Raw genomic sequence first — 25504 nt, forward strand, 5'->3', positions numbered from 1 at the left:
GGCGAATTGCAAGCGGTGAGATTTTCTCAAATTTCGCAATTCGCCCGTTTTGATTATTCGATAATGATGAGTTTTTGGTCGAATTCTACCGCTTCGCCATCGTTTACCAGAATGGCTTTCACCACGCCAGCTTTGTCTGACTCAATGCGGTTCATCATTTTCATTGCTTCCACGATGCAGAGGGTGTCGCCCACTTTTACGCTTTGACCCACTTCCACAAACGGCTTCGCATCTGGGCTTGGGCTGCGGTAGAACGTCCCCACCATTGGCGAAAGCACCACGTGGCCGCTTTCATCTGCCGTTACTGCTGGGGCAGGTGCTGCCGCCGCTGGGTTGGCTGGTTGTGGTGCAGAAACTGGGGCAGAAGCCACCGCTTGTGGGGCGGCAACGTATTGCACCGCAGGGCTAACCGCTGGGGCGGCACGGCTGATGCGTACTGTGCCTTCTTCCTCAGACACTTCTAACTCAGTAATGCCTGATTCTTCAACTAATTCGATAAGTTTTTTGATTTTGCGAATATCCATAGTGATGTTCCATTATTTGAGGTTTTAGGGATTTTCCGACCAACCTAATGCGGTTTTTCGGGAAAAAAATCGGTGCTAAGATTACCCGAAATTGGGCGAATTTGCGATGAAAATCTTACAAAATTAGCGAAAATTCGCTAATTTTTGCGACTGATCGTAGCAGTTAGCGGTCTGCCGAGAGGGTTTCAATCGCAAAATCAAGGGCATATTCATAACCTTTCGCCCCCAAACCGCAAATCACCCCTTTCGCCACATCGCTCAAATAAGAATGGTGGCGGAACGGCTCACGGCTATGCACATTCGACAAATGCACTTCCACAAAAGGAATCGCCACCGCCAGCAACGCATCACGCAAAGCCACGCTGGTGTGGGTAAAGGCGGCTGGGTTAATGATAATGAAATCCACCTGCTGAAACGCCTGATGAATACGGTTAATCAAGGCTTCTTCGCTGTTCGACTGAAAATAATCAAGCGACACCCCACGCTGTGCCGCCAACTGCTGTAAATGTTGCTCAATATCCGCCAAGGTCTGCGAGCCATAAATCTGCGGTTCACGCTTGCCTAACATATTCAAATTAGGGCCGTTGAGAAGTAGGATTTTTTTCATTTTTATTTCCTTATCGTAATGATTGTGCTTTTTCGGCTAATTCGACTTTTCTGCCGAGTTTGTGTTCGATGAATTTCATTCGTTCCGAGTGCATTCCGTCTTTGGGATCTAAGGCACAGCAGACCGTGCCAACGGTGATTTCGCAGTAAGGCAGGAATTTGAGCTGATCGAACATCAAACGATCTTCCCCCTCGCCCCGTGCGTTGAATGCTTGCGACCAGCAATGCAAATAGGGCAAGGTTTCGATTAAATTTAAGGTCAAGCCAGATGGGCGAACGAAACCGCCAAATTTTTCCCGATAAGCCCCTTTATTGACCCCAACGCTTTCGATTTCATCAAGGCATAAAATTTCCTCGCTGTTCGGATCGGCGTAATAAGAGAGGGTAAACGCCCACTTGGCTTTCGGGTATTGGCTCAATGCGTAATGCACAAATTCAAGATGATTTGGCAAAAACCAATCATCATCGTCAAGGTAGGTTACGAACGGGGCGTCCGCCAAAAACGAGAGTGCGGTGCGAAGTGAGCCACCGTAAAAACATTCTTGCACGCCACCGTGCCGTTTTGAGGTGGAATAACCGAGATCAAGCCAAACCAGCGAAATATGTGTCGGACATTCTTGCTCTAAGGTTGCCCTTAATTGGGGGATTTGTTGGAATTTGTCGATATCCACCCCGATCAGCACTTGGATTTTGCCCTCAAATTTTTGCTGAAACACCGAGCGAACCGCTCGCAGTAAATTGTCTCGCCCGATAGTGATAATCACCACGGCGATTTGGTGGCGGTGGTTTTCTGGAATTGGGTTCATAGGGTTTTGAATGTGTAAGCGGTAGGATTTGACGAAATTTTGAAAAATCCTACCGCTTGTAAGGGGAAAAATTACTCTTCAATCGTGCGTAAAAGTTCGTTGATGCCGACTTTGCCTAAGGTTTTGGCATCGACTTTTTTCACGATTACGGCACAGTAGAGGTTATATTTTCCGCATTTTGACGGTAGGCTACCTGATACGACTACCGAGCCTGCTGGTACGCGTCCGTAGTGGATTTCGCCCGTTTCACGGTCGTAGATTTTGGTGCTTTGACCGATAAATACGCCCATTGAGATCACGCAGCCGTCTTCCACGATTACGCCTTCCACCACTTCCGATCTCGCCCCGATAAAGCAGTTATCACCGATAATGGTTGGGTTCGCTTGTAATGGCTCTAACACGCCGCCAATGCCTACGCCGCCTGATAAATGCACGTTTTTACCGATTTGGGCACAAGAACCTACGGTCGCCCAAGTGTCCACCATTGTGCCTTCGTCCACATAAGCCCCGATGTTCACATAAGACGGCATTAACACGGTGTTTTTCGCGATGTAAGCCCCTTTACGCACGGTGGCTGGTGGCACAACGCGGAAGCCCTCTTGTTGGAAACGTTCTGGGGTGTAGTCGGCGAATTTTTGTGGCACTTTGTCGTAGTATTTGGTGTCGCCCGCTTCGATCACTTGGTTATCGTTGATACGGAATGAAAGTAACACGGCTTTTTTGATCCATTGATGAACCACCCAATCGCCGTCAATTTTTTCGGCAACGCGGAATTTCCCGCTATCTAAGCCCTCGATCACTTGCTCAATCGCCGCACGGGTTTCAGCGTCCACCGTGTTTGGCGTGATTTCTGCACGGCGTTCAAACGCCGCTTCAATAATTGCTTGTAAAGACATTTTGCGTTCCTTCTAGTGAGTAAATAAAAATCGCTCGACTTTTTAACATAGAGCGAGAAAGATTTCCACCTTTACCCCACCTATTTGTAAAATTTGTGGAAATCTGACCGCTTGTTCGTAGCAAAAAGGCGAAGAAATCGTTATACTACGCCGATTTTTTAAAGTGGCGAGCCTTTCGCATTTTCCCCCTTATCCTAAGGGTTTTTCTTTTTTAGGAGGCTAACAATGATCAAATTCGGTCGTGCTTTTCTCGCAAAATTAACCGCCGTGGCGGTGGCATTTTCTGCCCTTTCGGCACAAGCTGCTGAGAAATTATACGTTTACAACTGGACGGAATATGTACCGTCTTCGTTGCTGGAACAGTTTAAAAAAGAGACGGGCATTGAAGTGATTTATTCCACCTTTGAAAGTAACGAGGAAATGTATTCCAAACTCAAACTTTCCAAAGGCTCGACTTACGACATCGTTTTTCCGTCCAGCTACTATGTGGGCAAAATGGCGAAAGAGGGAATGTTAGCCGAACTGGATAAAAGCAAACTCTCAAATTTAAAAAATGTGAGTGCGGAATTGATGGGTAAACCGTTTGACCCTGAAAATAAATACTCATTGCCTTACGTTTACGGCTTAACGGGCATTGGCGTGAATGCCAAAGATTTCGCCCCCGCCACCATTAACAGTTGGGGCGATTTGTGGAAATCGGAATACAAAGGCAAAGTGTTGCTGATGAACGATCCGCGTGAAGTGTTCCACATCGCTTTATTGTTAGACGGCAAATCGCCGAACACCGAAAAAGAGGACGAAATCAAAACCGCCTACGAGCGTTTGAAAAAACTCGTGCCAAATGTTCTCGTGTTCAATTCTGACTCACCTGAAATGCCTTATTTGCAAGGTGAAGTGTCGGTGGGAATGCAGTGGAGCGGCTCGGCATATCGTGCCAAACAAGAAAATCCTGACCTCAAATTTATCTTCCCGAAAGAGGGGGTGATTGTGTGGATGGATAACTATGTGATCCCGAAAAATGCGGCGAACAAAGAGGCAGCACACAAATTCATCAACTTCTTATTGCGTCCTGAAAGTGCCAAAGAAGTGATTGAAACAATGGGCTTTTCAATGCCAAACGAGGGCGTAAAAGCCTTGTTGAAACCAGAAGTGGCGAGTGATCCGCTACTGTTCCCACCGAAAGCGGAAATCGAAAAAGGGATTTTGCAAGCGGACGTGGGTAAAGCGGTCGAAACCTACGAAAAATACTGGAACGAACTCAAAACCAACAAATAACTTTTTTCTTCCCGCTAGATTTAGCGGGATTTTTATCAACCCTAATGACATCAAGAGGATTATCAATGTCAAATCAACACTCACTCACCGCAAACCCAGCCCCGCTTGGTTTATGTGGTTTCGCTTTAACAACTTGGCTACTTAGCTTAATCAACAACGGCACATTCTCGGGCGACAATGTCGGTCTCGTGCTAGCAATGGGCTTTGCGTTCGGTGGCACGGCTCAAATGATCGCAGGTATGTTTGAATTTTCAAAAGGTAACACTTTCGGCTTTACCGCTTTCACTAGCTACGGTGCATTCTGGTGGTCGTTCGCCTTATTCAAAGTGTTCTTCGCCGCCAACGTTTCAGCGGCATTCATCGGCTGGTATTTAGTGGCTTGGGGAACATTCACCCTAATGATGTTTATCGGCACACTTGCCAAAGCCCGTGCGTTACAAGCGATCTTCCTCGCCCTAACGATCACGTTCTACTTGCTTGCGATTGGCGATTTCACTGAAAACAAAGTATGGACGAACATCGGCGGTAACTTCGGTTTATTAACCGCATTATTAGCGTTCTACCTTGCGGCGGCGGACATCATCAACGACAGCTTTGGTCGCACCGTTCTACCAATCGGCGAACCGAAAAAATAATCAAAAATTTCCAATAAAAAGACCGCTTGCAAGCGGTCTTTTCTTTTTCTGGGAATTAACTTTTCTGCACCACAATTTCCCACGAGGCTTCGCCGATTTGGGCGAAGTGGGTAACGGGATAATTGTTTTCCGCCGCCCAGTTGGGAATGCTTTCCGTGCCTTGGGTGCAGTCGAATTGAATGAAAAGCTCATCGCCTGCTTCAAGTTGTGCCATTTTTTGTTTGGCTTCAATCAATGGGAATGGGCAGACCATTCCGTTCGTTTCGAGTGTGTAACGCATATTGTTTCCTTTTTGTGATTATGCCGTGCAAGCGGTGGCTTGGCGGCTTGGTTTGACGAACAGGAAGTAGGACATTGTCCAAACCCCGAGAATGGTAACGGCGAGGCTCAACCAGCCTTTGCTCGACATCACGGCGGTGGCGGTTAAGCCGTTGCCAATGGTGCAGCCCCCTGCGAGGCTCGCCCCCACGCCCATCAACAAACCGCCGACCAAGCTGAATGCGAGGGTTTTGCTGTCGGGCAGACGCCAGCGAAATCCGTTGCTGCCTTTGGCGGCGAGGAATGAGCCGACAAAAATCCCCAATACCAAAAACACGCCCCAGTTGAGTTTGCTCTCATCGCCCGTGGCGAAGAAGTAAACAAGGTTGGCGGACGGGGTGGTAATGCCTAAGCCGTCATTTCGCCCTGTGGAAGAGCTGGCGAACCACGCGAGGAACGCAATTACGCCCACCGCCACCGCCGCTTGGAATGGGTGGTAACGTTTTTCAAATAAATAGTGGCGAACACCTGAAAATTTTGGCGGTAATCCCACCGCTTGTATGCGAGGTTTGGCGAGGGTTTTGTAGGCGAAGTAAGCGGTTACGGCAACCAATAACGCCACCAACCACCAGACCGACACGCCCAAGGCTGCCGATAAATTTTCGTTCACTCGGGCGTGCTGGGTGATCGCCTTTTGCAGACCATTCAACGCCCCATATTTCATCGCCGCCGCACTCAATGCGTAAGCGAACAACGCCACCCAACTGCCGATCAAGCCCTCGCCAGCACGATACCACGTCCCTGTCGCACAACCACTGGCAAGCACAATCCCCAAACCGAAAATAAACGACCCGACCAGCACGCCAACAACCGAATACTCTTCATATTCATAGCTCAAATAGCCAAGTTCTATCGCCACCAACACCCCGACACTTTGGATCGCAATCGCAATCAAAAACGCATAAAAAAGCCGATTATTGCGAGCAATGTACATATCACGAAAACCGCCCGTCATACAAAAGCGAGTACGTTGCAACACAAAACCGAGCAGCACCCCAATCACACCGCCTGAAAAGATAGTCCATAACATCGTTCTGTTCCTCTTGTGAAAAATCAATGGCTGGACTATACGCAAAAAATTTGAGGAAATTAAATAACCAAAATTTCTAAGATATGGCGAAATGAAAAAGTGAAGAATGCAAGGGGTGGGATTATTAGAAATTTCGCATTTTTGCCCCCCTACCCCGCCTACGGCGGTACTTCCCCCGCAAGCGGGGGCAGATCTTATTCTGCGAAAATTCTTAGATCTTTCCTTATTGTGAGATCGATCTGATATGCCCCTGCTTGCGGGGGAAGTGGTTGAGCGTAGCGAAACCGAAGGGGGCAAACTCGTCAAGGACGCGATGTCGCGTCCTAAACAATTTGCACAAACTTACCGATGACACCCCTCATACAACGGCAACAACTCGCGAATGGTTTGGTAGATAAATTCTACGCAATCCGTATCCGCCAAATCCACTTTTTCGAGGTTTTTGCCGATGCACCAAAAATCATCATCAGAACGCAGTAGTAAATCCTGCTCGTTCAATGCTCGCACCTTGCGGAAATCGGCGTATTCGCTTTCGTCCCCTCGCCAGATGTCGAAATCGGCGAAGCGGTCGTCTAGCTGATCCAGCCATTGATTGTATTGGGCGAGGGAAATTTGCGAGCGGTCGGCTCGGTAGCAATGCCAATCAAGGCTCACTTGCAGCCGCCTGCGATTGAGAATGACCGACAAAATCGCCGCCGATTGGCGGTTAAATTCATATTTGTAGTAGGCGAAAAAATGGGCTCGCACCTGCCAGCCGTTGCACCATTTTTCGATATGCGGTTCGGCGAACGGTTGCTCGAGTTGAGCGGAAACGGCTTGATGTAAGGCTTTCCACTTTTCCCAATGGCGTTTGTAATCTGCCTTGATTTGCGGAATTTGTTCAGGGCAATACTTTTTGAGTTGGGCGAATTGAAAAAACGGCTGTTCAAACAATTCGCAACTTTCGGCGTTAAAATGAAGTTCAGACATCGCAAAAGAAAACGGTCGTTTGCAGATTTTGGGCTGAAAACGACCGCTTGTGGTGGAAATTAAACGTAGCCGTAGCTCATTAAGCGTTGATAACGGCGGTCAAGCAAGGATTCCGTATCCAACGGCGAGAGATCTTCCAGATCTTCCAACAAACGCTGTTTGAGGTTTGCCGCCATTTGAGCCACATCACGGTGTGCGCCGCCCAACGGCTCTGGCACGATGTTGTCGATCAGCGAAAGCTCTTTCAAACGAGGGGCGGTCAAGCCCATTACCTCCGCCGCAGTTGAGGCTTTGTCGGCACTTTTCCACAAAATCGAGGCACAACCCTCTGGCGAGATTACCGAGTAGGTGCTGTATTGCAACATATTCACTTTGTCGCCCACGCCGATTGCCAACGCACCGCCCGAACCGCCCTCGCCGATCACGGTGCAAATCACTGGCACTTTGAGGGTGGACATTTCACGCAAGTTGCGGGCAATCGCTTCCGACTGTCCACGCTCTTCTGCCCCAATGCCAGGGTACGCCCCTGGGGTGTCGATAAAGGTAATAATCGGCAGATTAAAACGCTCTGCCATTTGCATTAGGCGTAATGCCTTGCGGTAGCCCTCGGGGGCTGGCATTCCGAAGTTGCGTTTCACTTTTTCTTTGACCGAACGCCCTTTCTGATGCCCGATAACCATTACAGGGCGACCGTCTAAACGGGCAATCCCGCCCACAATCGCTTTGTCATCCGCAAAGGCACGGTCGCCTGCCAGCTCGTCAAATTCGGTGAAAATATGTTCGATATAATCGAGGGTGTAAGGACGGCTTGGGTGGCGTGCCATACGAGAAACCTGCCACGCATCAAGGTTAGCAAAGGTTTTTTGGGTTAATTCTTGGCTTTTTTTACGCAACCGTGCAATTTCATCATCAAGGTTGATTTTCTCATCAGGGGTCGCCATTGCTTGCAACGCCTCAATTTTGGCTTCAAGTTCCGCAATCGGCAATTCAAAATCTAAGTATTCTTGGCTCATTGTCGTTATCCTATTTTGAGTACAGAAACGGTCGCTATTCTAACAGCGAAACGCCCAAAAAGGGCAACAAGCGGTGCGATTTTGTGAAATTTTTTCAGAGATCCGACCGCCATAAAACAAAACAGACCGCAGACTGGATTTCTGTTTACGAAATTTGCAAAAATCCCACCCCTTGCAAGCTATTCCACCACCACAAACTGCCCCATTGTGCCGCGGTCGCGTAGCATTAGGTCGGTTACGCCGAAGGTGAAAGGCTGTTCGGGGCTGGTGGTTTGGTTGAATTGAACGAGTAAGGTGGTTTCTTGCCCTTTTTCCAGCCAAACGGTGTCTTGCCACGCGAGTAGTTTGTGGGGCAGGCGTTGGCGGTTGCGGGTTTCGATCACAAATTTCGCCCCTTGCAGGGTAAAGCCGATGTCGCTGTCGCTGGTGAGATACCAACGTTCCACTGTGCCTTTTTGAGCGGTGAAGTCGATCCGTTTGGGGTCGAACCGCTGGGCGTTGATACTGTAATTCAACGGGGTAAGGTTGAATTTTCGTTGTTGGGTAATGTTGAGGTTAAATTGTTCCAGCTCAAACGGTGGTAGGCTTGGTTTTTCGGTGATCACCGCGGCCATTCCCTCGGGGCGAAGTTCCAGCACCACGTTGTCGGCAAGGGCGTTGCTGTCGTCAAAAAACTGTTTGGCTTTGTAGAAAATATCTCTTTTTTCGCCGCTGATAAGGGAAACGGTTTTGCCCTCGTTCAAATCCACTAGCACGTCCACCCGTTGCGAGGGGGCGAGGCGAATGGTTGGCATTTCAACGGGTTCGGCAAACATTCCCACCCCTGTGCCAATCAGGTGCAAAGGCTGATCATTATCAAGGCATAGATCGTAAGGGCGAGAAAGCGAGGCATTCACAATCCGCAGTCGCACCCAGCCCCGAGGCACATTGACGAACGGCGAGGCTTTGCCGTTCACAAATAACTGCTTGCCGAAAAATTGCGGTTGGTTTGGGTCTAGCACTTGCACGCCCTCGCGGTTGATTTGTTGATCTTGCAAGATCAGCGGAATGTCGTTCACCCCATATTTATTCGGCAAATTCGCTTTTTTGCTTGCTTGATCTTCCACAATCCACAAGCCCGCAATGCCACGATACACCTGTAACGCCGAGCGATACATTGTGTTGGCGTGATACCAGCCCGTGCAAGCGGTCTGTTGCACGTTAATAACGGGCGACCACTGCTGATTTGGGGCGAGGGGGCGATGAATTGAGCCGATCATTTCGGTGGAAAGTTGCAAGCCCTGAATGTTGAACGAGAGGGGCTGATTGAGATTATTGACGCAGGCGAGTTTGACGAAATCCCCCGATCGCACTCGCACCGTGGGGGCGAGGTAATGCCCGTTCACACCCCACACTTCCACCAATTTGCCCTCGTTAAACGCCGTTTTGGTGGCGAGAAAATCCAACCGCACGGGGCGACCTCGTCCCACGTCCATTAACGGTGGAATCGGCAAGGCTGGGCGGGTTTGAGCAAGGGCTGACGAGGGCAACGCAAGCACCGCCCCAGCAAGGGTGGTGCGTTGCAAAAATTGGCGGCGAGAGAGTTTCATTTTCATCATTAGGCTTTCGCTTGACGTTCTAATTCCGCCACTTCTTGATCGAGCTGTTCGATTTTCGCTTGCATAATGGCGTGGCATTTGTCGATAAGATCTTTGATATTTTCACGATTGTAACCGCTTGTCTCAATCGGATCTAAGGTTTCACAAATCACGATGCCGTTATCCCAACGGTTGAGGTCGATTTTGTTATGCAAAGTCGAGCAAACAATAGGCACAATCGGCACGCCAGCGTTGATCGCCGTGTGAAATGCCCCCGTCTTAAACGGCAGCAAACCTCGCCCACGGCTACGCGTGCCTTCGGGGAACATCCACACCGAAATTTGGCGTTGCTGGATAATCTCGCCTACCTTGTTCATCGTGCTAATCGCACTGCTACGTTTCTCACGGTTAATAAAAATGTTGCCCGTTGCCCAATAAACCAACCCGAAAAACGGAATCCAAATCAGACTTTTCTTGCCAATGGTTACGGTGCGAGGGGGAACCATTGACGAAATACTGACCATATCGTAATTATTTTGATGATTGGCGATATAAATCGCTGGCTGATTAAATTCCTCACGAGGACGGCGAATTAGCTTAAAGCCCAGCAACGGATGCATTGCACTATACATTCGGGCAATCACGCCGACACTACTCGGATTGCGTAACCGCACAAGGGCGTAAACTGTGCCAACTAAACTGATGACCATCGCCAAAAATGCCACCACGATAATGCGTAAAATCTTCAACATACTATGTTCCTACTAGGGGGATAAAATTCCGTACAGAATAAGGGGTTTAATCTTACCCGAAAAATCGGTATATTGCGATTTTTCCAACCCAACATAAGGAGATTTTTATGGCTCAAATTACTCTCGCAGGCAACCCGATTGAAGTGGCGGGCAACTTCCCACAAGTGGGCGAAAGCGTAGCAAACTTTACCCTCGTGAATAACGGCTTAGAAGATGTGGCGTTAGCCGATTTTGCGGGCAAACGCAAAATCCTCAACATCTTCCCGAGCATTGACACGGGCGTATGTGCCACCTCGGTTCGCATGTTCAACCAACAATCAGCGGCATTAGCCAACACCGTGGTGCTTTGCATCTCGGCTGACTTACCATTCGCCCAAGCTCGCTTCTGCGGTGCAGAGGGCATTGAAAACGTGCAAACCCTTTCCACCTTCCGCCACAAAGCAGTGCATACCCAACTCGGCGTGGACATCACAAGCGGGGCGTTAGCTGGCTTAACCGCCCGTGCAGTGATCGTACTCGACGAAAACAACCGTGTACTACACAGCGAACTAGTGCCAGAAATCAAAACTGAACCGAACTACCAACAAGCGTTGGCGGTGTTGGCTTAATCGAAAATCCCCCTGCTGGGGGATTTTTTGTTTAAAAAGCAATCAATTTTCTTCCTTCATTTTTCACAGCCCATTTCCATTTGCTAACCCTTTGATTTTATTTGAGATCTTTTCAATCACTTTTTGTTTTGCACCGTTATTCAAAATGATCTTCTCGCTCAACCACAAACTTATCCACAACAGGTGGGGATAAATATGTCTCAAAATTGGAACAACCCTGCTAAAATTTAGCTTACCTGAATAGTTATCCAGAGATTGATGAAAGATCTCTCGATCTAATGATCGTTTATCAAGGGAAAAGATCCGCAAAAAGATCTTTTTGAGTAGTTTTGATCGTGCCTTGATAAGGTTAGCTTTCAGCCACTTATCTACCGTTTTTGCAGAGCGATCTCGCATTTTATTCACAAGGTTATCCACAAGCGGTCAGATCCGCTAAATTTTTGTGGATCGGCTATAATGTCGATCTTTTTATTTTTGAGGAAAAAATGATGAACAAAACCTTACAACAAAAAGCCGAGGAAGCCCGCACAATGTGCAAGCTGAAAGGGGAAGGATTTTTGGATAACAGCGACCGCACCATTGCTTTCGAGGGCGTTTATGCCAGCGAGGCGGAAGCGGATCAAGCGGTACGATTTTTTACGGAAAAGGCGAGATCGGTGGAAAATGAACCCTGCCGAATTGAGCAAAGCATTTCGCCGTTCAAGCAGGGTTATTTAATGCAAATGCAGATTGAATTTAGCTGCCAAGCGGAAGTGATTTTGTTCCAAATGGCGGTGCGTTAAGGTTAAGAAATTTCGGCGGATCTGACCCCTTGTTGATCGCTCACTTCGCTTAACACGGCAGCGAATTGTCCGCCGAGTAGCACCACCAGCCAGCTTAGGTTGATCCACAAAATCATAATCGGGATCACCGCCAACGCCCCGTAGATCGCTTGATAGGACGGGAAGGTGGTGATATACCACACGAACACTTGCTTACCTAACGTGAAGAAAATCGCCCCGAAAATTGCCCCACAAGCGGCGTGGCGGAATTTGACGGGGGTGTTCGGCACGATCAAATAGACCATTGTGAACAGTAACCACGTTAAAACAAAGGGGGCGAACGCCAGCAAGCGGGTGCTAAACGAGAAAATGCCGTCTTCGCTGAAAATTTCGAGGGATAGAATGTAGGAACTGATCGCAATGCTCAACCCTGCCAAAATCGGGGCGAAAATCAAAATTAAGGTGTAAAGCACGAAGGAAACCACCAACGAGCGGGGTTTGCGGTTGTGCCACATTTCGTTCAGGCTTTCGTCAATTTTGGCGATCAACATTATCGCCACCACCACCAAACCGAGGGTGCTGATTAGACCCATTTTTTTGGAATTGCTGACGAATAGGTCGATGAACTCTTGCACCATATTGCCCGCGTTGGGGGCGAAATTGTCGTAAATAAAGGTTTTGAGATCGGCGGTTGCCTCGTCAAAAATCGGGAATGCGGCAAAAATCGAAAACACTACCATTACCAGCGGTACGATTGCAAGCATCGTGCTATAAGTGAGGTGCCCTGCGTAAACCGATAATTTGTTCTCTTGAAAGCGTTTCCAAAAGGTTTTGCCGAATAAAATCAGTTGGTTTTTCATCGTTACGCCCTTGATAGATAATCGCCCTCGCACACCCATTTGTAGGTGGTTAACGCCTCTAATCCCATCGGGCCTCGGGCGTGCAGTTTTTGGGTGCTGACCGCCACTTCCGCCCCTAAGCCAAATTCGCCGCCGTCCGTAAAACGGGTACTGGCGTTGATGTAAACCGCCGCCGCGTCCACCTGCTGCACGAATTGGCGAGCGAGCTGATGATTGTTGGTCAAAATGCTTTCGGAATGTTGGCTGCCATATTGGCGGATATGGGCAATCGCCTGCTCAATGCCGTCCACCACCACCACGTTCAAATCGAGGGACAGCCACTCTTGGCTCAAATTGGCTTGATCAAGCGGTAGGATTCCGTCAAATTTCGTGAGATCGTTGGAATGTAAACGCACGCCGAGGGCGTTCATTCGTTCCACCAATTTCGGCAGGAATTGATCGGCGATTTTGCGATCCACCAACAAGGTTTCGAGGGTGTTGCAGGTGCTTGGGCGTTGGGTTTTGGCGTTGGCAATCACGGCGAGAGATTTTTCCAGATCGGCACTCTGTTCCACAAATAGATGACAAACCCCGATTCCCCCTACAATCACGGGAATGGTTGAATTTTCTTTGCAGAATTGATGCAGACCAGCCCCGCCACGCGGAATCAGCATATCAATGTAGCGATCCAATTTCAGCAGTTCGAGCAATAAAGCACGGTCGGGATCGGTTACTGCCTGCACCGCCAAAGCTGGCAACCCTGCTTGGGCGAGGGCGTTTTGCACCACTTCCACCAACACCGCATTGGTGAATTTGGTTTCCTTGCCACCGCGTAAAATCACCGCATTGCCCGTTTTCAAACAGAGGGAAGCCACATCAATCGTAACATTCGGGCGAGCCTCGTAAATGGTTAAAACCACCCCCAACGGCACTCGCTCACGCTGAATTTTCAAACCACTGTTAAGCGTGCCGCCGTCCATAATCTGCCCGACTGGATCGGCTAATTTCGCCACATTTCGCACATCGTTCGCGATATTTCGCAATCGTTCGGGGGTTAAAAGTAAACGATCGATAATCGCGGGCGAAATGCCCTGCTGTTCCGCCAAGGCAATATCCTGCTGATTTGCCGCCAAAATTTGCTCGGCACGCTGTTCCAACGCGTCCGCCATTTGGTGCAAGGCGTGATTTTTCTGCACCGTGCTGCATTGGGCGAGTGCCACACTCGCCTGCTTCGCCCCTTGGGCGAGTTCAATCATTTTCATTATTTTCTACCTCATCATAAACATATACGAAGTGTACTATTATTTCGATCTTTTTTTCCAATAAAAAAACGGTCAGATTTTCAAAAAATCTGACCGCTTGTGCTATCAAAATCAGTTATAAATTATAAGAACATATTCGCAAACAATAACCCAAACCCTAAGCAGAACGCCATACTGAGTAAACCGGGGATCATAAAGCTGTGGTTGAAGATATATTTGCCGATTCTGGTTGTGCCCGTTGAGTCGAAGTCAATTGAGGCGATGATCGGGCCGTAGTTTGGAATGAAGAAGTAGCCGTTTACCGCCACGAACACCCCGATCATAATTGGGGCTGGTAAGCCGAGAGCGACACCGAGTGGGAATAGGGTTGCCACCGTTGCCCCTTGGCTGTTTACGAGGACGGAAAGAATGAATAATGCCCCAGCGAACGCCCAAGGTGCGGATTCCACCAAGCCTTTCACCGCTGTTTTTACTTCTTCGATGTTGCCTTGCATTAGGGTGTCGCCCATCCACGCCACGCCGAACACCGCAATCACCGCACGCATACCGGCGTGGAACACCGAGCCTTGGGTGATTTCGTGTCCGTTTGGTTTGCAGATTAACACGATCAACGCCGCCACCGCTAACATCACGATTTCAATGGTGTGAGCCATTCCCATTGGTTTGCCGTCAAACACAGGACGAAGCGAAGGCATTGAACCCATCAACACGACCAACAACGCACCGAATAAGAATAATCCCACCGAAGTTTTCGCCGTTGGGCTGATTTTCATTTCCGCTGGGGTTTGGTCGGCGTGATTTAATTTCACATAGTTTGGATCTTTTAATAATGCTTGATATTTTGGGTCGTCTTTTAATTCTTTGCCCATTTTATTCACGAACAAGCACGCACAGAATAAGCCGAGAATGGTAGATGGCACGGTTACGCTCAACACATTACCCAACGTAATACCTTGTGGCTCTAAGAAGCCGACCACCGCCGTTACCGCCGCCGCAATCGGGCTTGCCACAATCGCAAATTGCGAGGCGATTACCGCCATTGAGAGCGGACGCTCAGGACGCACACCATTGTGGCGGCTCACTTCCGCAATCACAGGCAACACCGAATAAGCAACGTGTCCCGTACCTGCTAACACGGTAAAAGTAAAGGTTACCGCAGGGGCGATGAACGTAATATATTTTGGATTTTTGCGTAAAATGTTGGTGGCGATTTTGATCATATAATCCAAGCCCCCAGCCGCTTGCATTGCCGCCGCCGCCGAGACCACCGCCATAATCATCAACATTACGTCAATCGGTGGGCTGGTCGGTTTCAAACCAAACACAAACGCCAAAATCGCCAAGCCCACACCGCCCAGCACCCCTAAGCCAATGCCGCCAACCCTTGCACCGATGAGGATACAGAGCAGGACAATCGCAAATTCTAAAAGAAACATAATTGCACCTTAATTTAATGATAGAAAAAAGAGGGGCGTAGTATAGTGATAAATAAAACTAATTTCTATGCTTAGATTTATTTATTTTTATTTTGATCAAAAAATGGGCGGAAGTTTTGTGGGGAAAGGGGTTGCAAGGGGTGGGATTATTGAAATTTTTGCCCCCTACCCCGCCTTTGGCGGTACTTCCCCCGTAAACGGGGGAAGATCTCAGAATTATCGCAAAACAAGATCTGCCCCCGCTTGCGGGGGAAGTGGTCGAGCAAAGCAAGACCGAAGGGGGCATTTAAAAAAGCAACCTTTCGGTTGCCTTTGCAGATTATTTTAATAAATCCTCATTCTTGGCGTGGTTCCATTTGCCCATTTTCTTGTCCATATATTGAAAATGTTCGTTGCTGAATGTGCCTTGGGTGCAGGTGAGTTTGTCTCGCCGCCAGATGACTTCACGCTCGCCAATCGCATTATTGAGCGTTGTCGGTCCTGTGAGCGAAAACACACCGCCCTCAATGCGGCGTTGTTCGATATTGTCGATTACCAAATCGAGGGTTTCTCGCATAATCCAGTTGCCCTTTTCGCTGGCGAGGAAGAAATTGGTGTAACGGTTGCGTCTTTTGATTAGCACTTCGCTGTCGTTTTCGCCGATAATGCTGGATAAATTCCACACCAAATGCCCGTCAATATCCATATAAATCCCGCCCTCTTTATACAGCACCAACAATCGCCAAAAATCCGCTTGGGACGCACCGTCCGTCAATTTGCTATACGCCTCAAAGGTGCGTTCGTCCGTGTTGGCTTTGATAAATGCTTCACGCTGTTCGGTGCTGACATAACAATAGTCGTAATCTAATGAAAGCAGGCGATTTAGTAGGTAATTACAATAGATCGGCAGGGTAACACGGTTGCTATAATTGGTTTGCCAAATCGTTTTGTTAATTTTGGTCGGTTTTTTCGATTGAATTTTAGCAGGGCTAAATTCGGGAATAACGAACCGCTTGTTCGGAAAAAGGGCGTGGAAACCGTAGCTCGCCACTTTCACAATATTGCCGATCAAACGTAACGTGCCATTCGCCACCATAATTAACGGCTGATATTTGACTTTTTGCATTTTAAAATCCTTACAAAGAAACACGGGCGTACTTTACCATTTTCTCGGGTGGGAATGAATAGATTTATATTTCACGCCAAAATTGATACAATCCCCCCACTTTTTTCTTGAAAATAGAGCCACAATGAACATTCCATTAAGAAACGAACAAGAACTTGAAAAAATCCGCATCGCCTGCCAGCTTGCCGCCGATGTGTTAGTGATGATCGAACCTCACGTCAAAGAGGGGGTTAGCACGGGCGAGCTTGACCGCATTTGCCACGAATATATCGAAAAGGTGCAAGGCGGCATTCCTGCCTGCTTGAACTACCACGGTTTCCCAAAAGCGGTATGCATTTCGCTAAACGAAGTGGTCTGCCACGGCATTCCAAGCGATGATAAAAAACTGAAAAAAGGCGATATTCTCAACATTGACGTAACGGTAATCAAAGACGGCTACTACGGCGACAATTCAAAAATGTACATCGTGGGCGAAACCAACGTGCGTAGCAAACGCTTGTGCGAAGTGAGCCAAGAGGCACTCTACATCGGCATTCGCACCGTCAAAGCAGGGGTTCGCCTCAGAGAGATCGGTCGCAACATTCAGCAATATGTGGAAAAAGAGGGCTTTTCGGTAGTGCGTGAATACTGCGGACACGGCATCGGCTCGGAATTTCACTGCGATCCGCAAGTAATCCACTACCTCGGCGATGACGGCGGCGTAGTGTTGCAAGAGGGAATGGTGTTCACCATTGAACCGATGATCAACGCTGGCAAAAAAGAGATCCGCCTAATGGGGGACGGCTGGACGGTGAAAACCAAAGACCGTAGCCACTCAGCACAATACGAACATCAAATCGTCGTTACCAAAGAGGGCTGCGAAGTGATGACCATTCGTGAAGAAGAAATCCAAGCAGGGCGAATTAGCCGTTTTATGAAAAACGACTAGCCCGAAAGCGAAACAAGCGGTAGGATTCAGCGAAATTTTGCAGAATCTTACCGCTTGCAAAGCAAAATCCAACCACAAAAAAGCCACGAAAATTCGTGGCTTTTGCGTTATTTGGTGGAAACGATAATTTTCGTTCCGTTGGTAAATTCAAGGCTTTTCGCCCCCACGATGCTACCGATTTGCACTTTTGGATTCATCATCAACTGCTGAACCTCTGGCTGGAACGCCGCCGCAGGCACATTCATCGTGATTTTGCTGGTGGTTTTACGTTTTAACGGGGTTTGGAACGTCATAGGGATATCACGCAACCACACCACTTGCCCGTTGTAAGTTAAAGCCGACACCCAATTTACCGCTTTAATATCACGCTTGCTCGATTTGTTGATAATTTCATAATGAAATTGCAACACAGGCTGATCTTTCTCATCTTTCGCCAAACCGCGAGCCGTTAATTTAATCTGCACATTGCTGGTGAATTGTTGTAAATTTTTATCCACTTTTTGTGCCGATTGAGCTGGCTGAGCCGTTTTGGTATTCGCCACCGCCGTATTCATCGCCATTACCGAGGCAAGCGAAATCATCGCAACAGTCTTCAAAAATTTCATAGCATTTCCTTTTAAATAAAAAACAGGGAAAACAAAACGAGGGCATTTTACTTGAATACCCCCGATTTTTCCACCGTAAATTTTCGGTGGCAAGGGGTGGGTTTCCGAAAATTTTCAAAATCTGACCGCTTGTTATACTTAGTAAAAAGCCACCTTCATAGAAGGTGGCTTTGCTTAGTCCACTAGAAGGGGGCTATTAAAATTCGAATTCTTAGAACCTGAATTTTTACATATCGGATAATCTCAGCTGTATATCCTCTAAACTAGGAATATTCTCTATGAGTTTTTTATTCAGGCAAGGGTTTTTAAAGCAATAACCACGGTGGTTGTTCGTTAACAATAAAAAGAGAGGTTACCCTCTCTTTTTCTGGTTTAGCGAGTTTCTGAAAGTGGAATTTCAGGATCTGGCTGTTTGGTGATGCGGTTACGCAAATCACGGCGGATCACCTCAATCGTCCAGAACCAGCAGATGTGTCCAACAAGCTCAGAAATGTGTTCGTAGGCTGGCCATTCAGCCACTGGCGGGGTTAAGCCCAACGCAGGGAAAGTGATGTAATGCACGGCGATGTTCGCTAAAATCCCCGCACCGATACCTTGCCAGAATTTAATTTTCGGGAAGATTTCCGCCACGATGCAGTAACCAATCGCAAACACGAGCGAGAAAATCATATGGGTAACGCCGATCCAGTTGAAAGCGTGATCCGCAAAGGTAAACACCGCTTCCGTTGGGTCGATGCCGATATAATCACGCAAGAAAACGTGCGGTGGGTTTAAGAACGCACGCGAACAAACTTCCAACGCTTGCGATGGATCTTTACAGGCAGAAACGAATAAATCGATTGGGCTGCGTGGTGGGAATGGGTGTTCCGCCCCCCATTTTACGAATGCTGAAATGATGCCCGCGATAATGCCGACAAAAATTGCCACACCAAAACGGCGGCGGCTTGGTTCTGTTTGTTGAAATAAGTTCATAGTTAAATTCCGATATTAAAGTGAATGAATGGAAACGATTTAATTTATTCCATAAAAAAATTAAACCAATGCCATTTTAGCAGTTACCCATAAAATGAAAATGGAAAAATGCCTGCCTGTTCGGTTTGTTTGATTCAGATCAAATTCATAATTTTCATCATCTGACTTTTGTAAATTTTTCTTACGCAAACCTTTGCTTTTCAAGGGGTTTGACACAAATTCAAAAAGAAAGGGTACAATTCGCACCATTGATTTTTCACGATAAAAAAGGATAAAAAATGAACGCTATCGAAATTTTGGGCTGGGTAGCAATGTTGCTAGTATCAGGCTCATTTTTAATGAAAGATGTCATCAAACTTCGCATCATCAACGCCTCAGGGGCGATCTGCTTTGTAATTTACGGTATTTTGATTTCATCATTGCCCGTGATTGCCCTCAATGTTTTCGTTACCCTTGTGAATGGGTATTACATTTACAAGCATTATGCCGAGAAAAAAATCGGTCTAATCTAGAGTAAAAAACCACCTTCATAGAAGGTGGTTTTTAATTTAGCAATAATAAAAGCCCTCACACGAGGGCTTTTATTGATTATTCAGCCAAAAACGCCTCTAATTGGGCTTTGTTTGGCAAGGCGGACATTGCCCCTTTGGCGGTGGTGGCTAACGCACCTGAGGCGTTGGCTTTGCGGATCACGTCCACCAGAACGCTTTCCTCTTTCCAGTTGCTCACTTGGGATAAGCCTGCTAGCAAGCCGCTCACGAACGCATCGCCAGCCCCCGTGGTATCAACAGGTTTTAACGCTTTGCCCGCCACCACTTTGCTTTGACCGTTGAGGTGGTAAATCGCCCCGTCTTTGCCGAGGGTGATGATAATCAATTTTTCAGGGTGTTTCGCCACAATCGCTTTGGTCGCATCTTCGAGGGAAGTTGTGTTAGTAAGCAGGGTCAATTCTTCTTCCGAGAATTTGAGAATATCCGCCATTGCCACCACGCTGTTTACCACCGTTTTCATCTCGTCAAGGCTCGCCCACAGGCTTTCACGCAGGTTTGGGTCAAAAGAGAAAAATCCACCCGCTTGTTTGACACGGCGGATCGCCTCAATGGTGCTAGAACGGGACGACTCGTTAATCAAGGCTATCGAGCAGCAATGCAGATAATCGCCTTGGTGGAAATTCGGCAAATCCGCCACTTCGAGGAATTGGTCGGCACTTGGGTTCACCATAAAGGTAAAGCTACGCTCACCCTCGTCCAGCCCCACAATCACGGTGGACGTGCGTTGTTTCGGATCGAGAATCATATGCTCGATCGAAACCTTTTCCGCCTGCAAGGTTTGCTGCATAAATTTGCCGAGCGGATCATTGCCGACACGCCCGATAAAGCCTGCGTCCACGCCCAAACGAGACACACCCACCGCCACATTGGCTGGCGCACCGCCCGCACATTTTAAATAGTGATGCTCGCCGTCTGGAATTAAATCCACCACCGCATCACCCAATACCCAAATTTTGCTCATTTTCGACATCCATTCTGTTAGTAAAAATCGCCAAGATCTTAGCTAAAACGGTTTAGTTTTGCAATTTGGCAAGTGTAAATTTTGGAATTGCAAGGGGTCAGATTTTAGAAAATTTCGTACATAAAAAACAAAACCCCCAACCATTTTCACGGTTGGGGGTTTTACTATTTAGTTAGGAAGATTACTCTTCTATCTTACTCTTCTTCCCCTGCGTTCAATAACGCAGCTAAGTTTTGAGCGGCTTCGTCGGCAACGATGCCGAATTCGGCGGCGATGTCGTCGTCCGTTGCAAAGGCGTTATTGGCGTTTGCAGCTGGGGTGTCGAAAGCGACCGCTTGTTCTTGGTTGCGTTTCTTCGCACGGTTTTGATGATAGGCAAAACCTGTACCCGCAGGGATTAAGCGACCTACGATCACGTTCTCTTTCAAGCCACGCAATTCATCGCATTTACCTGCTACCGCGGCTTCGGTGAGTACGCGAGTGGTTTCTTGGAACGAGGCTGCCGAGATGAAGGATTCGGTCGCCAATGAGGCTTTGGTAATACCAAGCAATTCACGTTCAAATTCCACCAACGGTTTGCCTTCGGCTTCACGTTTGCGGTTGGCGATTTTCACGCGTGCCACTTCCACTTGTTCCCCTTCGAGGAATTCGCTGTCGTAGGCGTTGGTGATCACGGCTTTACGCAACATTTGGCGAACAATCACTTCGATATGCTTATCGTTAATTTTTACCCCTTGTAAGCGGTAAACTTCTTGCACTTCGTTCACAATATATTCAGTTACGGCGTGTACACCACGCAGGCGTAAGATGTCGTGTGGGGTTTCCGCACCGTCTGAGATGATGTCGCCACGTTGTACCATTTCGCCCTCGAATACGTTGAGCTGACGCCATTTTGGAATCATTTCTTCGTACACTTCGCCCTCGGCTGGGGTGATTAACAAGCGGCGTTTTCCTTTGGTTTCTTTACCAAATGAAACGATACCTGAAATTTCCGCCAAGATCGCTGGCTCTTTCGGTTTGCGAGCCTCGAACAAGTCCGCAACGCGTGGAAGACCACCGGTAATATCTTTCGTTCCCACCGATTCTTGCGGGATACGCGCTAACGCTTCACCCACCGCGATTTCTGCACCGTCATCGAGGGTAACAATCGCTTTACCTGGTAAAAAGTATTGAGCTGGTACGTCTGTGCCTGAAATTAAGATGTCGTTACCTTGTGCATCCACTAATTTCAAGGCCGGACGTAAATCTTTACCTGCCGTTGCACGTTCACCCACATCTTGCACCACGATAGATGAAAGACCCGTGAGTTCGTCCGTTTGGCGAGCCACGGTTAAGCCATCCACGATGTCGCTGAATTTGATGAAACCGCTTACCTCGGCGATAACTGGCATTGTATGTGGATCCCAGTTCGCTACGATTTCGCCCACCGCGACTTCATCGCCGTCTTTCTTAGAAAGCACCGCACCGTAAGGCACTTTATAGTTCTCTTTGGTACGACCGAAAGCGTCAATCACAGTTAATTCGGTATTACGCGAGGTAATCACGAGTTTGCCGTCTTTGTTCACGACTGATTTCGCATTCGCGAGTTTAATCGTACCTGCATTCTTCACTTGAATGCTGGATTCTTTGGCTGCCGCAGACGCCGCACCACCGATGTGGAACGTACGCATCGTGAGCTGTGTCCCTGGTTCACCGATTGATTGTGCCGCAATAACGCCGACCGCTTCGCCTTGGTTGATAAGATGACCACGCGCCAAATCACGACCGTAACATTTCGCACACACGCCGAAATCGGTGTTACAGGTTACGACGGAACGTACTTTGATTACGTCCACTGAGTTGGCATCGATCACATCACACAATTTCTCATCAATTAAGGTATTGCGTGGGATCAACACTTCTTCCGAACCTGGTTTCAGCACATCTTCCGCCACCACACGACCGAGTACACGATCACGCAGGGCTTCTTTCACATCGCCACCCTCGATTAACGGGGTCATTACGATACCTTCGTGGGTGCCACAATCTTCTTCGATAATCACAAGGTCTTGTGCCACATCCACCAAGCGGCGGGTTAAGTAACCCGAGTTCGCGGTTTTCAATGCGGTATCCGCAAGACCTTTACGTGCACCGTGGGTTGAAATAAAGTATTGAAGAACGTTCAAGCCCTCACGGAAGTTTGCCGTGATTGGGGTTTCGATGATCGAGCCGTCTGGACGCGCCATCAAACCACGCATACCAGCAAGCTGACGAATCTGTGCCGCAGAACCACGCGCCCCTGAATCCGCCATCATAAAGATACTGTTAAATGAAGCTTGTTTCTCTGGGTTACCCTCACGGTTGATCACTTCTTCCGTTGAGAGGTTTTCCATCATCGCTTTGGCTACACGTTCGTTCGCTGCTGCCCAAATATCGATCACTTTGTTATAACGTTCGCCTGCGGTTACAAGACCCGAGTTAAACTGCTCTTGGATTTCCGCCACTTCCGCTTCGGCAGCTGAGATGATCGCTTCTTTTTGCTCTGGGATCACCATATCGTTGATACCCACTGACGCACCTGAACGTGCCGCATAAGCAAAGCCCGTGTACATTACTTGGTCAGCGAACACCACAGATTCTTTCGTACCCAAACGGCGGTAACATTCGTTCAATAATTTTGAAATCGCTTTTTTGCCGAGGGTTTGGTTGAACAATTTAAACGGCATACCTTTTGGCGAGATCATCCAAAGGATTGCACGCCCTACGGTGGTATCCACTAAGGAAATTTTTTCGTCAAATCCACCCGCTTCATTTGGCTCGTATTCCGTGATACGCACTTTCACACGCGAGTGAAGTTCCGCCTGACCCGTGCGGTAGGCTTTTTCTGCCTCACGCGGATCGAGGAAATACATTCCTTCGCCCTTGCCGTTCACTTTTTCACGGGTCATATAGTAAAGCCCGAGTACAACGTCTTGCGATGGTACGATGATTGGATCACCGTTCGCAGGCGAGAGAACGTTGTTGGTGGACATCATCAACGCACGTGCTTCTAATTGCGCTTCAAGGGTCAATGGAACGTGAACCGCCATTTGGTCGCCGTCAAAGTCCGCGTTGAACGCCGCACACACGAGTGGGTGTAACTGAATCGCTTTACCTTCGATCAACAACGGTTCAAACGCTTGGATACCCAAACGGTGAAGAGTTGGTGCACGGTTAAGCAAAATTGGGTGTTCGCGGATTACTTCGGCGAGGATATCCCATACGATCGGCTCTTCACGCTCGACCATTTTCTTCGCCGCTTTAATGGTAGTGGCGTGTCCACGGCTCTCTAATTTTGAGTAGATAAACGGACGGAACAATTCCAACGCCATTTTTTTCGGCAAACCACATTGGTGTAGGCGTAAGTATGGACCTACGGTGATTACCGAACGACCTGAGTAGTCCACACGTTTACCGAGTAAGTTTTGACGGAAACGACCTTGTTTACCCTTGATCATATCTGCAAGCGATTTTAATGGACGTTTGTTTGAACCTGTAATCGCACGACCACGGCGACCGTTATCTAATAACGCATCGACCGATTCTTGTAACATACGTTTTTCGTTACGCACGATAATATCTGGGGCAACGAGATCTAATAAGCGTTTTAAACGGTTGTTACGGTTGATCACACGACGATATAAATCGTTCAGATCTGAGGTCGCAAAACGACCACCGTCAAGCGGTACTAATGGACGAAGATCTGGCGGAAGCACAGGTAACACAGTCATCACCATCCACTCTGGTTTGTTGCCAGATTGAATGAAGGCTTCAAGCAATTTCAAGCGTTTAGTGATTTTTTTGCGTTTGGTTTCTGAGTTCGTTTCTTGTAATTCCTCACGCAAGGTTTCGCATTGGTGCTCCAAATCTAAATCACGCAATAGGGCTTGGATACCTTCCGCACCCATTTTGGCGTCAAATTCATCGCCCCAACGCTCTTCCGCTTCCCAGTATTGTTCTTCGGTAAGTAACTGATTTTTCTCTAAATCGGTCATACCTGGTTCGATTACCACATAGCTTTCAAAATAAAGCACGCGTTCAATATCACGCAATGGCATATCTAAAATCAAACCGATACGGGACGGAAGTGATTTTAAGAACCAGATGTGTGCCACAGGGCAGGCAAGTTCGATATGACCCATACGATCACGGCGAACTTTGGTTTGCGTTACTTCTACGCCACATTTTTCACAAATCACACCACGGTGTTTGAGGCGTTTATACTTACCACACAAACATTCGTAATCTTTCACAGGCCCGAAAATTCTGGCACAGAAAAGACCATCACGCTCTGGTTTGAAAGTGCGGTAGTTGATGGTTTCAGGTTTTTTCACTTCACCGAAAGACCACGAACGGATCTTATCTGGCGATGCTAAACCGATTTTGATCACATCAAAATCATCGTTTGATTTTGTTTGTGCTTTTAAAAACTTGACTAAGTCTTTCACAGTGTTGCCCCTAGTGTAGGTTTTAAGTTTGCAACGGTTGCCCCTTGCAAGATAAATTCATTGACAAGCGGTAGGATTTTAAGAAATTTTTGCAAATCCGCCCCCTTGTTTTGACCATTGCAGAGGCGGATTTCATATCCGCTCACTGCTAATGCAGTATGTTCCTACGGGTTACTTACCCCAGAACTGATCTTCAACAGCTTGATCATCTGAAAATAACCAAACATTTTGGATTTTTCCATTCACGACTTCAAACAGATCGATACCTGTCATATCAATGGTTGAACCGTCCGCTTTCTTACCAGAAAAACGCACAGGGCAAGCCACTAAGCTACCATTTACCATAATATTTCCATTCGGAGCCAAAGCAAATGAACCTTGGGTATCAGCCATCATTGCCCCAATCATTTCACCAATGTTTGCCGAGCCATTCTTTATCCCTGAGAATTTGTTATTCCCTGGTTGATGCCATTTCACATCATCGGCAAAAAGAGCAAATGCTGCTGGTACATCACCTTTACCCAAGGCCGCTAAATAGTTAACAACGGTATCTAGTACAGTCATAGTCAATCCTTCATTAAATAGTTTGGTTCGTAGAAGACATACTTA

At 47.8% G+C, this 25504-nt stretch carries 27 protein-coding genes; 6 read left to right on the forward strand and 21 right to left on the reverse strand.

Annotated features, from left to right (window positions below; genetic code table 11):
- Positions 1-53 precede the first annotated feature (53 nt).
- From accB to dapD, 4 genes are all read right to left on the reverse strand, one after another.
- Positions 54-524, reverse strand: coding sequence for an acetyl-CoA carboxylase biotin carboxyl carrier protein (gene accB, locus B0187_RS06590; RefSeq protein WP_078237070.1), 471 nt, complete (start codon positions 522-524; stop codon positions 54-56).
- 163 nt (positions 525-687) lie between these two features.
- Positions 688-1131: a type II 3-dehydroquinate dehydratase gene (aroQ, locus tag B0187_RS06595; RefSeq protein ID WP_078237071.1), complete on the reverse strand. Its 444-nt coding sequence runs from the start codon at positions 1129-1131 to the stop codon at positions 688-690.
- 10 nt (positions 1132-1141) lie between these two features.
- The gene (locus tag B0187_RS06600; protein WP_078237072.1) at positions 1142-1936 is read right to left on the reverse strand and encodes a glycosyltransferase family protein; all 795 of its coding nucleotides are present in this window, start codon (positions 1934-1936) and stop codon (positions 1142-1144) included.
- 71 nt (positions 1937-2007) lie between these two features.
- The gene (dapD, locus tag B0187_RS06605; protein WP_078237073.1) at positions 2008-2832 is read right to left on the reverse strand and encodes a 2,3,4,5-tetrahydropyridine-2,6-dicarboxylate N-succinyltransferase; all 825 of its coding nucleotides are present in this window, start codon (positions 2830-2832) and stop codon (positions 2008-2010) included.
- A 225-nt stretch (positions 2833-3057) separates the two neighbouring features.
- Here dapD and B0187_RS06610 point away from each other — a divergent pair, with 225 nt between their 5' ends.
- Both B0187_RS06610 and B0187_RS06615 read left to right on the forward strand, forming a co-directional pair.
- Positions 3058-4107 carry an extracellular solute-binding protein gene (locus B0187_RS06610; protein ID WP_078237074.1) on the forward strand — a complete coding sequence of 350 codons (1050 nt, stop codon included), beginning with the start codon at positions 3058-3060 and terminating at the stop codon, positions 4105-4107.
- A 65-nt stretch (positions 4108-4172) separates the two neighbouring features.
- Entirely contained in the window at positions 4173-4742 is a 570-nt protein-coding gene (locus B0187_RS06615; protein ID WP_078237075.1) for an acetate uptake transporter, read from the forward strand.
- Between the two features lie 55 nt (positions 4743-4797).
- On the opposite strand, the gene B0187_RS06620 is transcribed toward B0187_RS06615, so the two are convergent.
- From B0187_RS06620 to B0187_RS06645, 6 genes are all read right to left on the reverse strand, one after another.
- A complete protein-coding gene (locus tag B0187_RS06620) occupies positions 4798-5022 on the reverse strand; it encodes a sulfurtransferase TusA family protein (RefSeq protein WP_078237076.1) in 225 nt (74 codons plus the stop codon).
- Between the two features lie 18 nt (positions 5023-5040).
- Positions 5041-6090: a YeeE/YedE family protein gene (locus B0187_RS06625; protein WP_078237077.1), complete on the reverse strand. Its 1050-nt coding sequence runs from the start codon at positions 6088-6090 to the stop codon at positions 5041-5043.
- Between the two features lie 342 nt (positions 6091-6432).
- Complete coding sequence (locus B0187_RS06630) at positions 6433-7059, reverse strand: HI_0552 family protein (RefSeq protein ID WP_078237078.1); 627 nt, start codon at positions 7057-7059, stop codon at positions 6433-6435.
- Between the two features lie 59 nt (positions 7060-7118).
- Complete coding sequence (gene accA, locus B0187_RS06635; protein ID WP_078237079.1) at positions 7119-8072, reverse strand: acetyl-CoA carboxylase carboxyl transferase subunit alpha; 954 nt, start codon at positions 8070-8072, stop codon at positions 7119-7121.
- A gap of 179 nt (positions 8073-8251) precedes the next feature.
- Complete coding sequence (locus B0187_RS06640) at positions 8252-9661, reverse strand: multicopper oxidase domain-containing protein (protein ID WP_211272715.1); 1410 nt, start codon at positions 9659-9661, stop codon at positions 8252-8254.
- An 8-nt stretch (positions 9662-9669) separates the two neighbouring features.
- Entirely contained in the window at positions 9670-10401 is a 732-nt protein-coding gene (locus B0187_RS06645) for a 1-acylglycerol-3-phosphate O-acyltransferase (protein WP_078237080.1), read from the reverse strand.
- Positions 10402-10508: 107 nt separating this feature from the next.
- Here B0187_RS06645 and tpx point away from each other — a divergent pair, with 107 nt between their 5' ends.
- Positions 10509-11009 (forward strand): thiol peroxidase, encoded by a 501-nt coding sequence (gene tpx / locus B0187_RS06650; RefSeq protein WP_078237081.1) that lies wholly within the window; start codon positions 10509-10511, stop codon positions 11007-11009.
- Positions 11010-11072: 63 nt separating this feature from the next.
- Here the strand turns inward: tpx and B0187_RS10250 are convergent, their stop codons facing one another.
- A complete protein-coding gene (locus B0187_RS10250; protein WP_158078228.1) occupies positions 11073-11426 on the reverse strand; it encodes a hypothetical protein in 354 nt (117 codons plus the stop codon).
- A gap of 71 nt (positions 11427-11497) precedes the next feature.
- Between B0187_RS10250 and B0187_RS06660 the strand changes: the two genes are divergently transcribed.
- Entirely contained in the window at positions 11498-11791 is a 294-nt protein-coding gene (locus B0187_RS06660) for a YfcZ/YiiS family protein (RefSeq protein ID WP_078237083.1), read from the forward strand.
- Between the two features lie 2 nt (positions 11792-11793).
- On the opposite strand, the gene B0187_RS06665 is transcribed toward B0187_RS06660, so the two are convergent.
- From B0187_RS06665 to B0187_RS06685, 4 genes are all read right to left on the reverse strand, one after another.
- A complete protein-coding gene (locus B0187_RS06665) occupies positions 11794-12630 on the reverse strand; it encodes a virulence factor BrkB family protein (RefSeq protein ID WP_078237084.1) in 837 nt (278 codons plus the stop codon).
- A gap of 2 nt (positions 12631-12632) precedes the next feature.
- Positions 12633-13871 carry a glutamate-5-semialdehyde dehydrogenase gene (gene proA, locus B0187_RS06670; RefSeq protein WP_078237085.1) on the reverse strand — a complete coding sequence of 413 codons (1239 nt, stop codon included), beginning with the start codon at positions 13869-13871 and terminating at the stop codon, positions 12633-12635.
- Positions 13872-13993: 122 nt separating this feature from the next.
- On the reverse strand, positions 13994-15307 hold the full coding sequence (locus B0187_RS06675; RefSeq protein WP_078237086.1) for an anaerobic C4-dicarboxylate transporter: 1314 nt from the start codon (positions 15305-15307) through the stop codon (positions 13994-13996).
- 319 nt (positions 15308-15626) lie between these two features.
- A complete protein-coding gene (locus B0187_RS06685) occupies positions 15627-16412 on the reverse strand; it encodes a glycosyltransferase family 32 protein (RefSeq protein ID WP_078237088.1) in 786 nt (261 codons plus the stop codon).
- Between the two features lie 124 nt (positions 16413-16536).
- Between B0187_RS06685 and map the strand changes: the two genes are divergently transcribed.
- Positions 16537-17340 (forward strand): type I methionyl aminopeptidase, encoded by an 804-nt coding sequence (map, locus tag B0187_RS06690; RefSeq protein ID WP_078237089.1) that lies wholly within the window; start codon positions 16537-16539, stop codon positions 17338-17340.
- A 107-nt stretch (positions 17341-17447) separates the two neighbouring features.
- Here map and B0187_RS06695 read toward each other — a convergent pair whose 3' ends face one another.
- The 3 genes from B0187_RS06695 to B0187_RS10255 all read right to left on the reverse strand — a co-directional run bounded on the left by B0187_RS06695 (position 17448) and on the right by B0187_RS10255 (position 19166).
- Positions 17448-17945: a DUF5067 domain-containing protein gene (locus tag B0187_RS06695; RefSeq protein WP_078237090.1), complete on the reverse strand. Its 498-nt coding sequence runs from the start codon at positions 17943-17945 to the stop codon at positions 17448-17450.
- 372 nt (positions 17946-18317) lie between these two features.
- A complete protein-coding gene (locus B0187_RS06700; RefSeq protein ID WP_078237091.1) occupies positions 18318-18917 on the reverse strand; it encodes a YagU family protein in 600 nt (199 codons plus the stop codon).
- Between the two features lie 60 nt (positions 18918-18977).
- Positions 18978-19166 (reverse strand): hypothetical protein, encoded by a 189-nt coding sequence (locus tag B0187_RS10255; protein ID WP_078237092.1) that lies wholly within the window; start codon positions 19164-19166, stop codon positions 18978-18980.
- Positions 19167-19195: 29 nt separating this feature from the next.
- Between B0187_RS10255 and B0187_RS06710 the strand changes: the two genes are divergently transcribed.
- Entirely contained in the window at positions 19196-19429 is a 234-nt protein-coding gene (locus B0187_RS06710; protein ID WP_078237093.1) for a YgjV family protein, read from the forward strand.
- A gap of 76 nt (positions 19430-19505) precedes the next feature.
- Here the strand turns inward: B0187_RS06710 and cscK are convergent, their stop codons facing one another.
- The 3 genes from cscK to B0187_RS06725 all read right to left on the reverse strand — a co-directional run bounded on the left by cscK (position 19506) and on the right by B0187_RS06725 (position 25459).
- Positions 19506-20429, reverse strand: coding sequence for a fructokinase (gene cscK / locus B0187_RS06715; protein ID WP_078237094.1), 924 nt, complete (start codon positions 20427-20429; stop codon positions 19506-19508).
- A 194-nt stretch (positions 20430-20623) separates the two neighbouring features.
- The gene (gene rpoC / locus B0187_RS06720; protein ID WP_078237095.1) at positions 20624-24895 is read right to left on the reverse strand and encodes a DNA-directed RNA polymerase subunit beta'; all 4272 of its coding nucleotides are present in this window, start codon (positions 24893-24895) and stop codon (positions 20624-20626) included.
- Positions 24896-25066: 171 nt separating this feature from the next.
- Positions 25067-25459 carry a nuclear transport factor 2 family protein gene (locus B0187_RS06725; RefSeq protein WP_078237096.1) on the reverse strand — a complete coding sequence of 131 codons (393 nt, stop codon included), beginning with the start codon at positions 25457-25459 and terminating at the stop codon, positions 25067-25069.
- Positions 25460-25504: the final 45 nt, after the last annotated feature.

Origin of the sequence: Haemophilus paracuniculus (assembly GCF_002015115.1) — a bacterium.
Classification (GTDB): Bacteria; Pseudomonadota; Gammaproteobacteria; order Enterobacterales; family Pasteurellaceae; genus Haemophilus_E; species Haemophilus_E paracuniculus.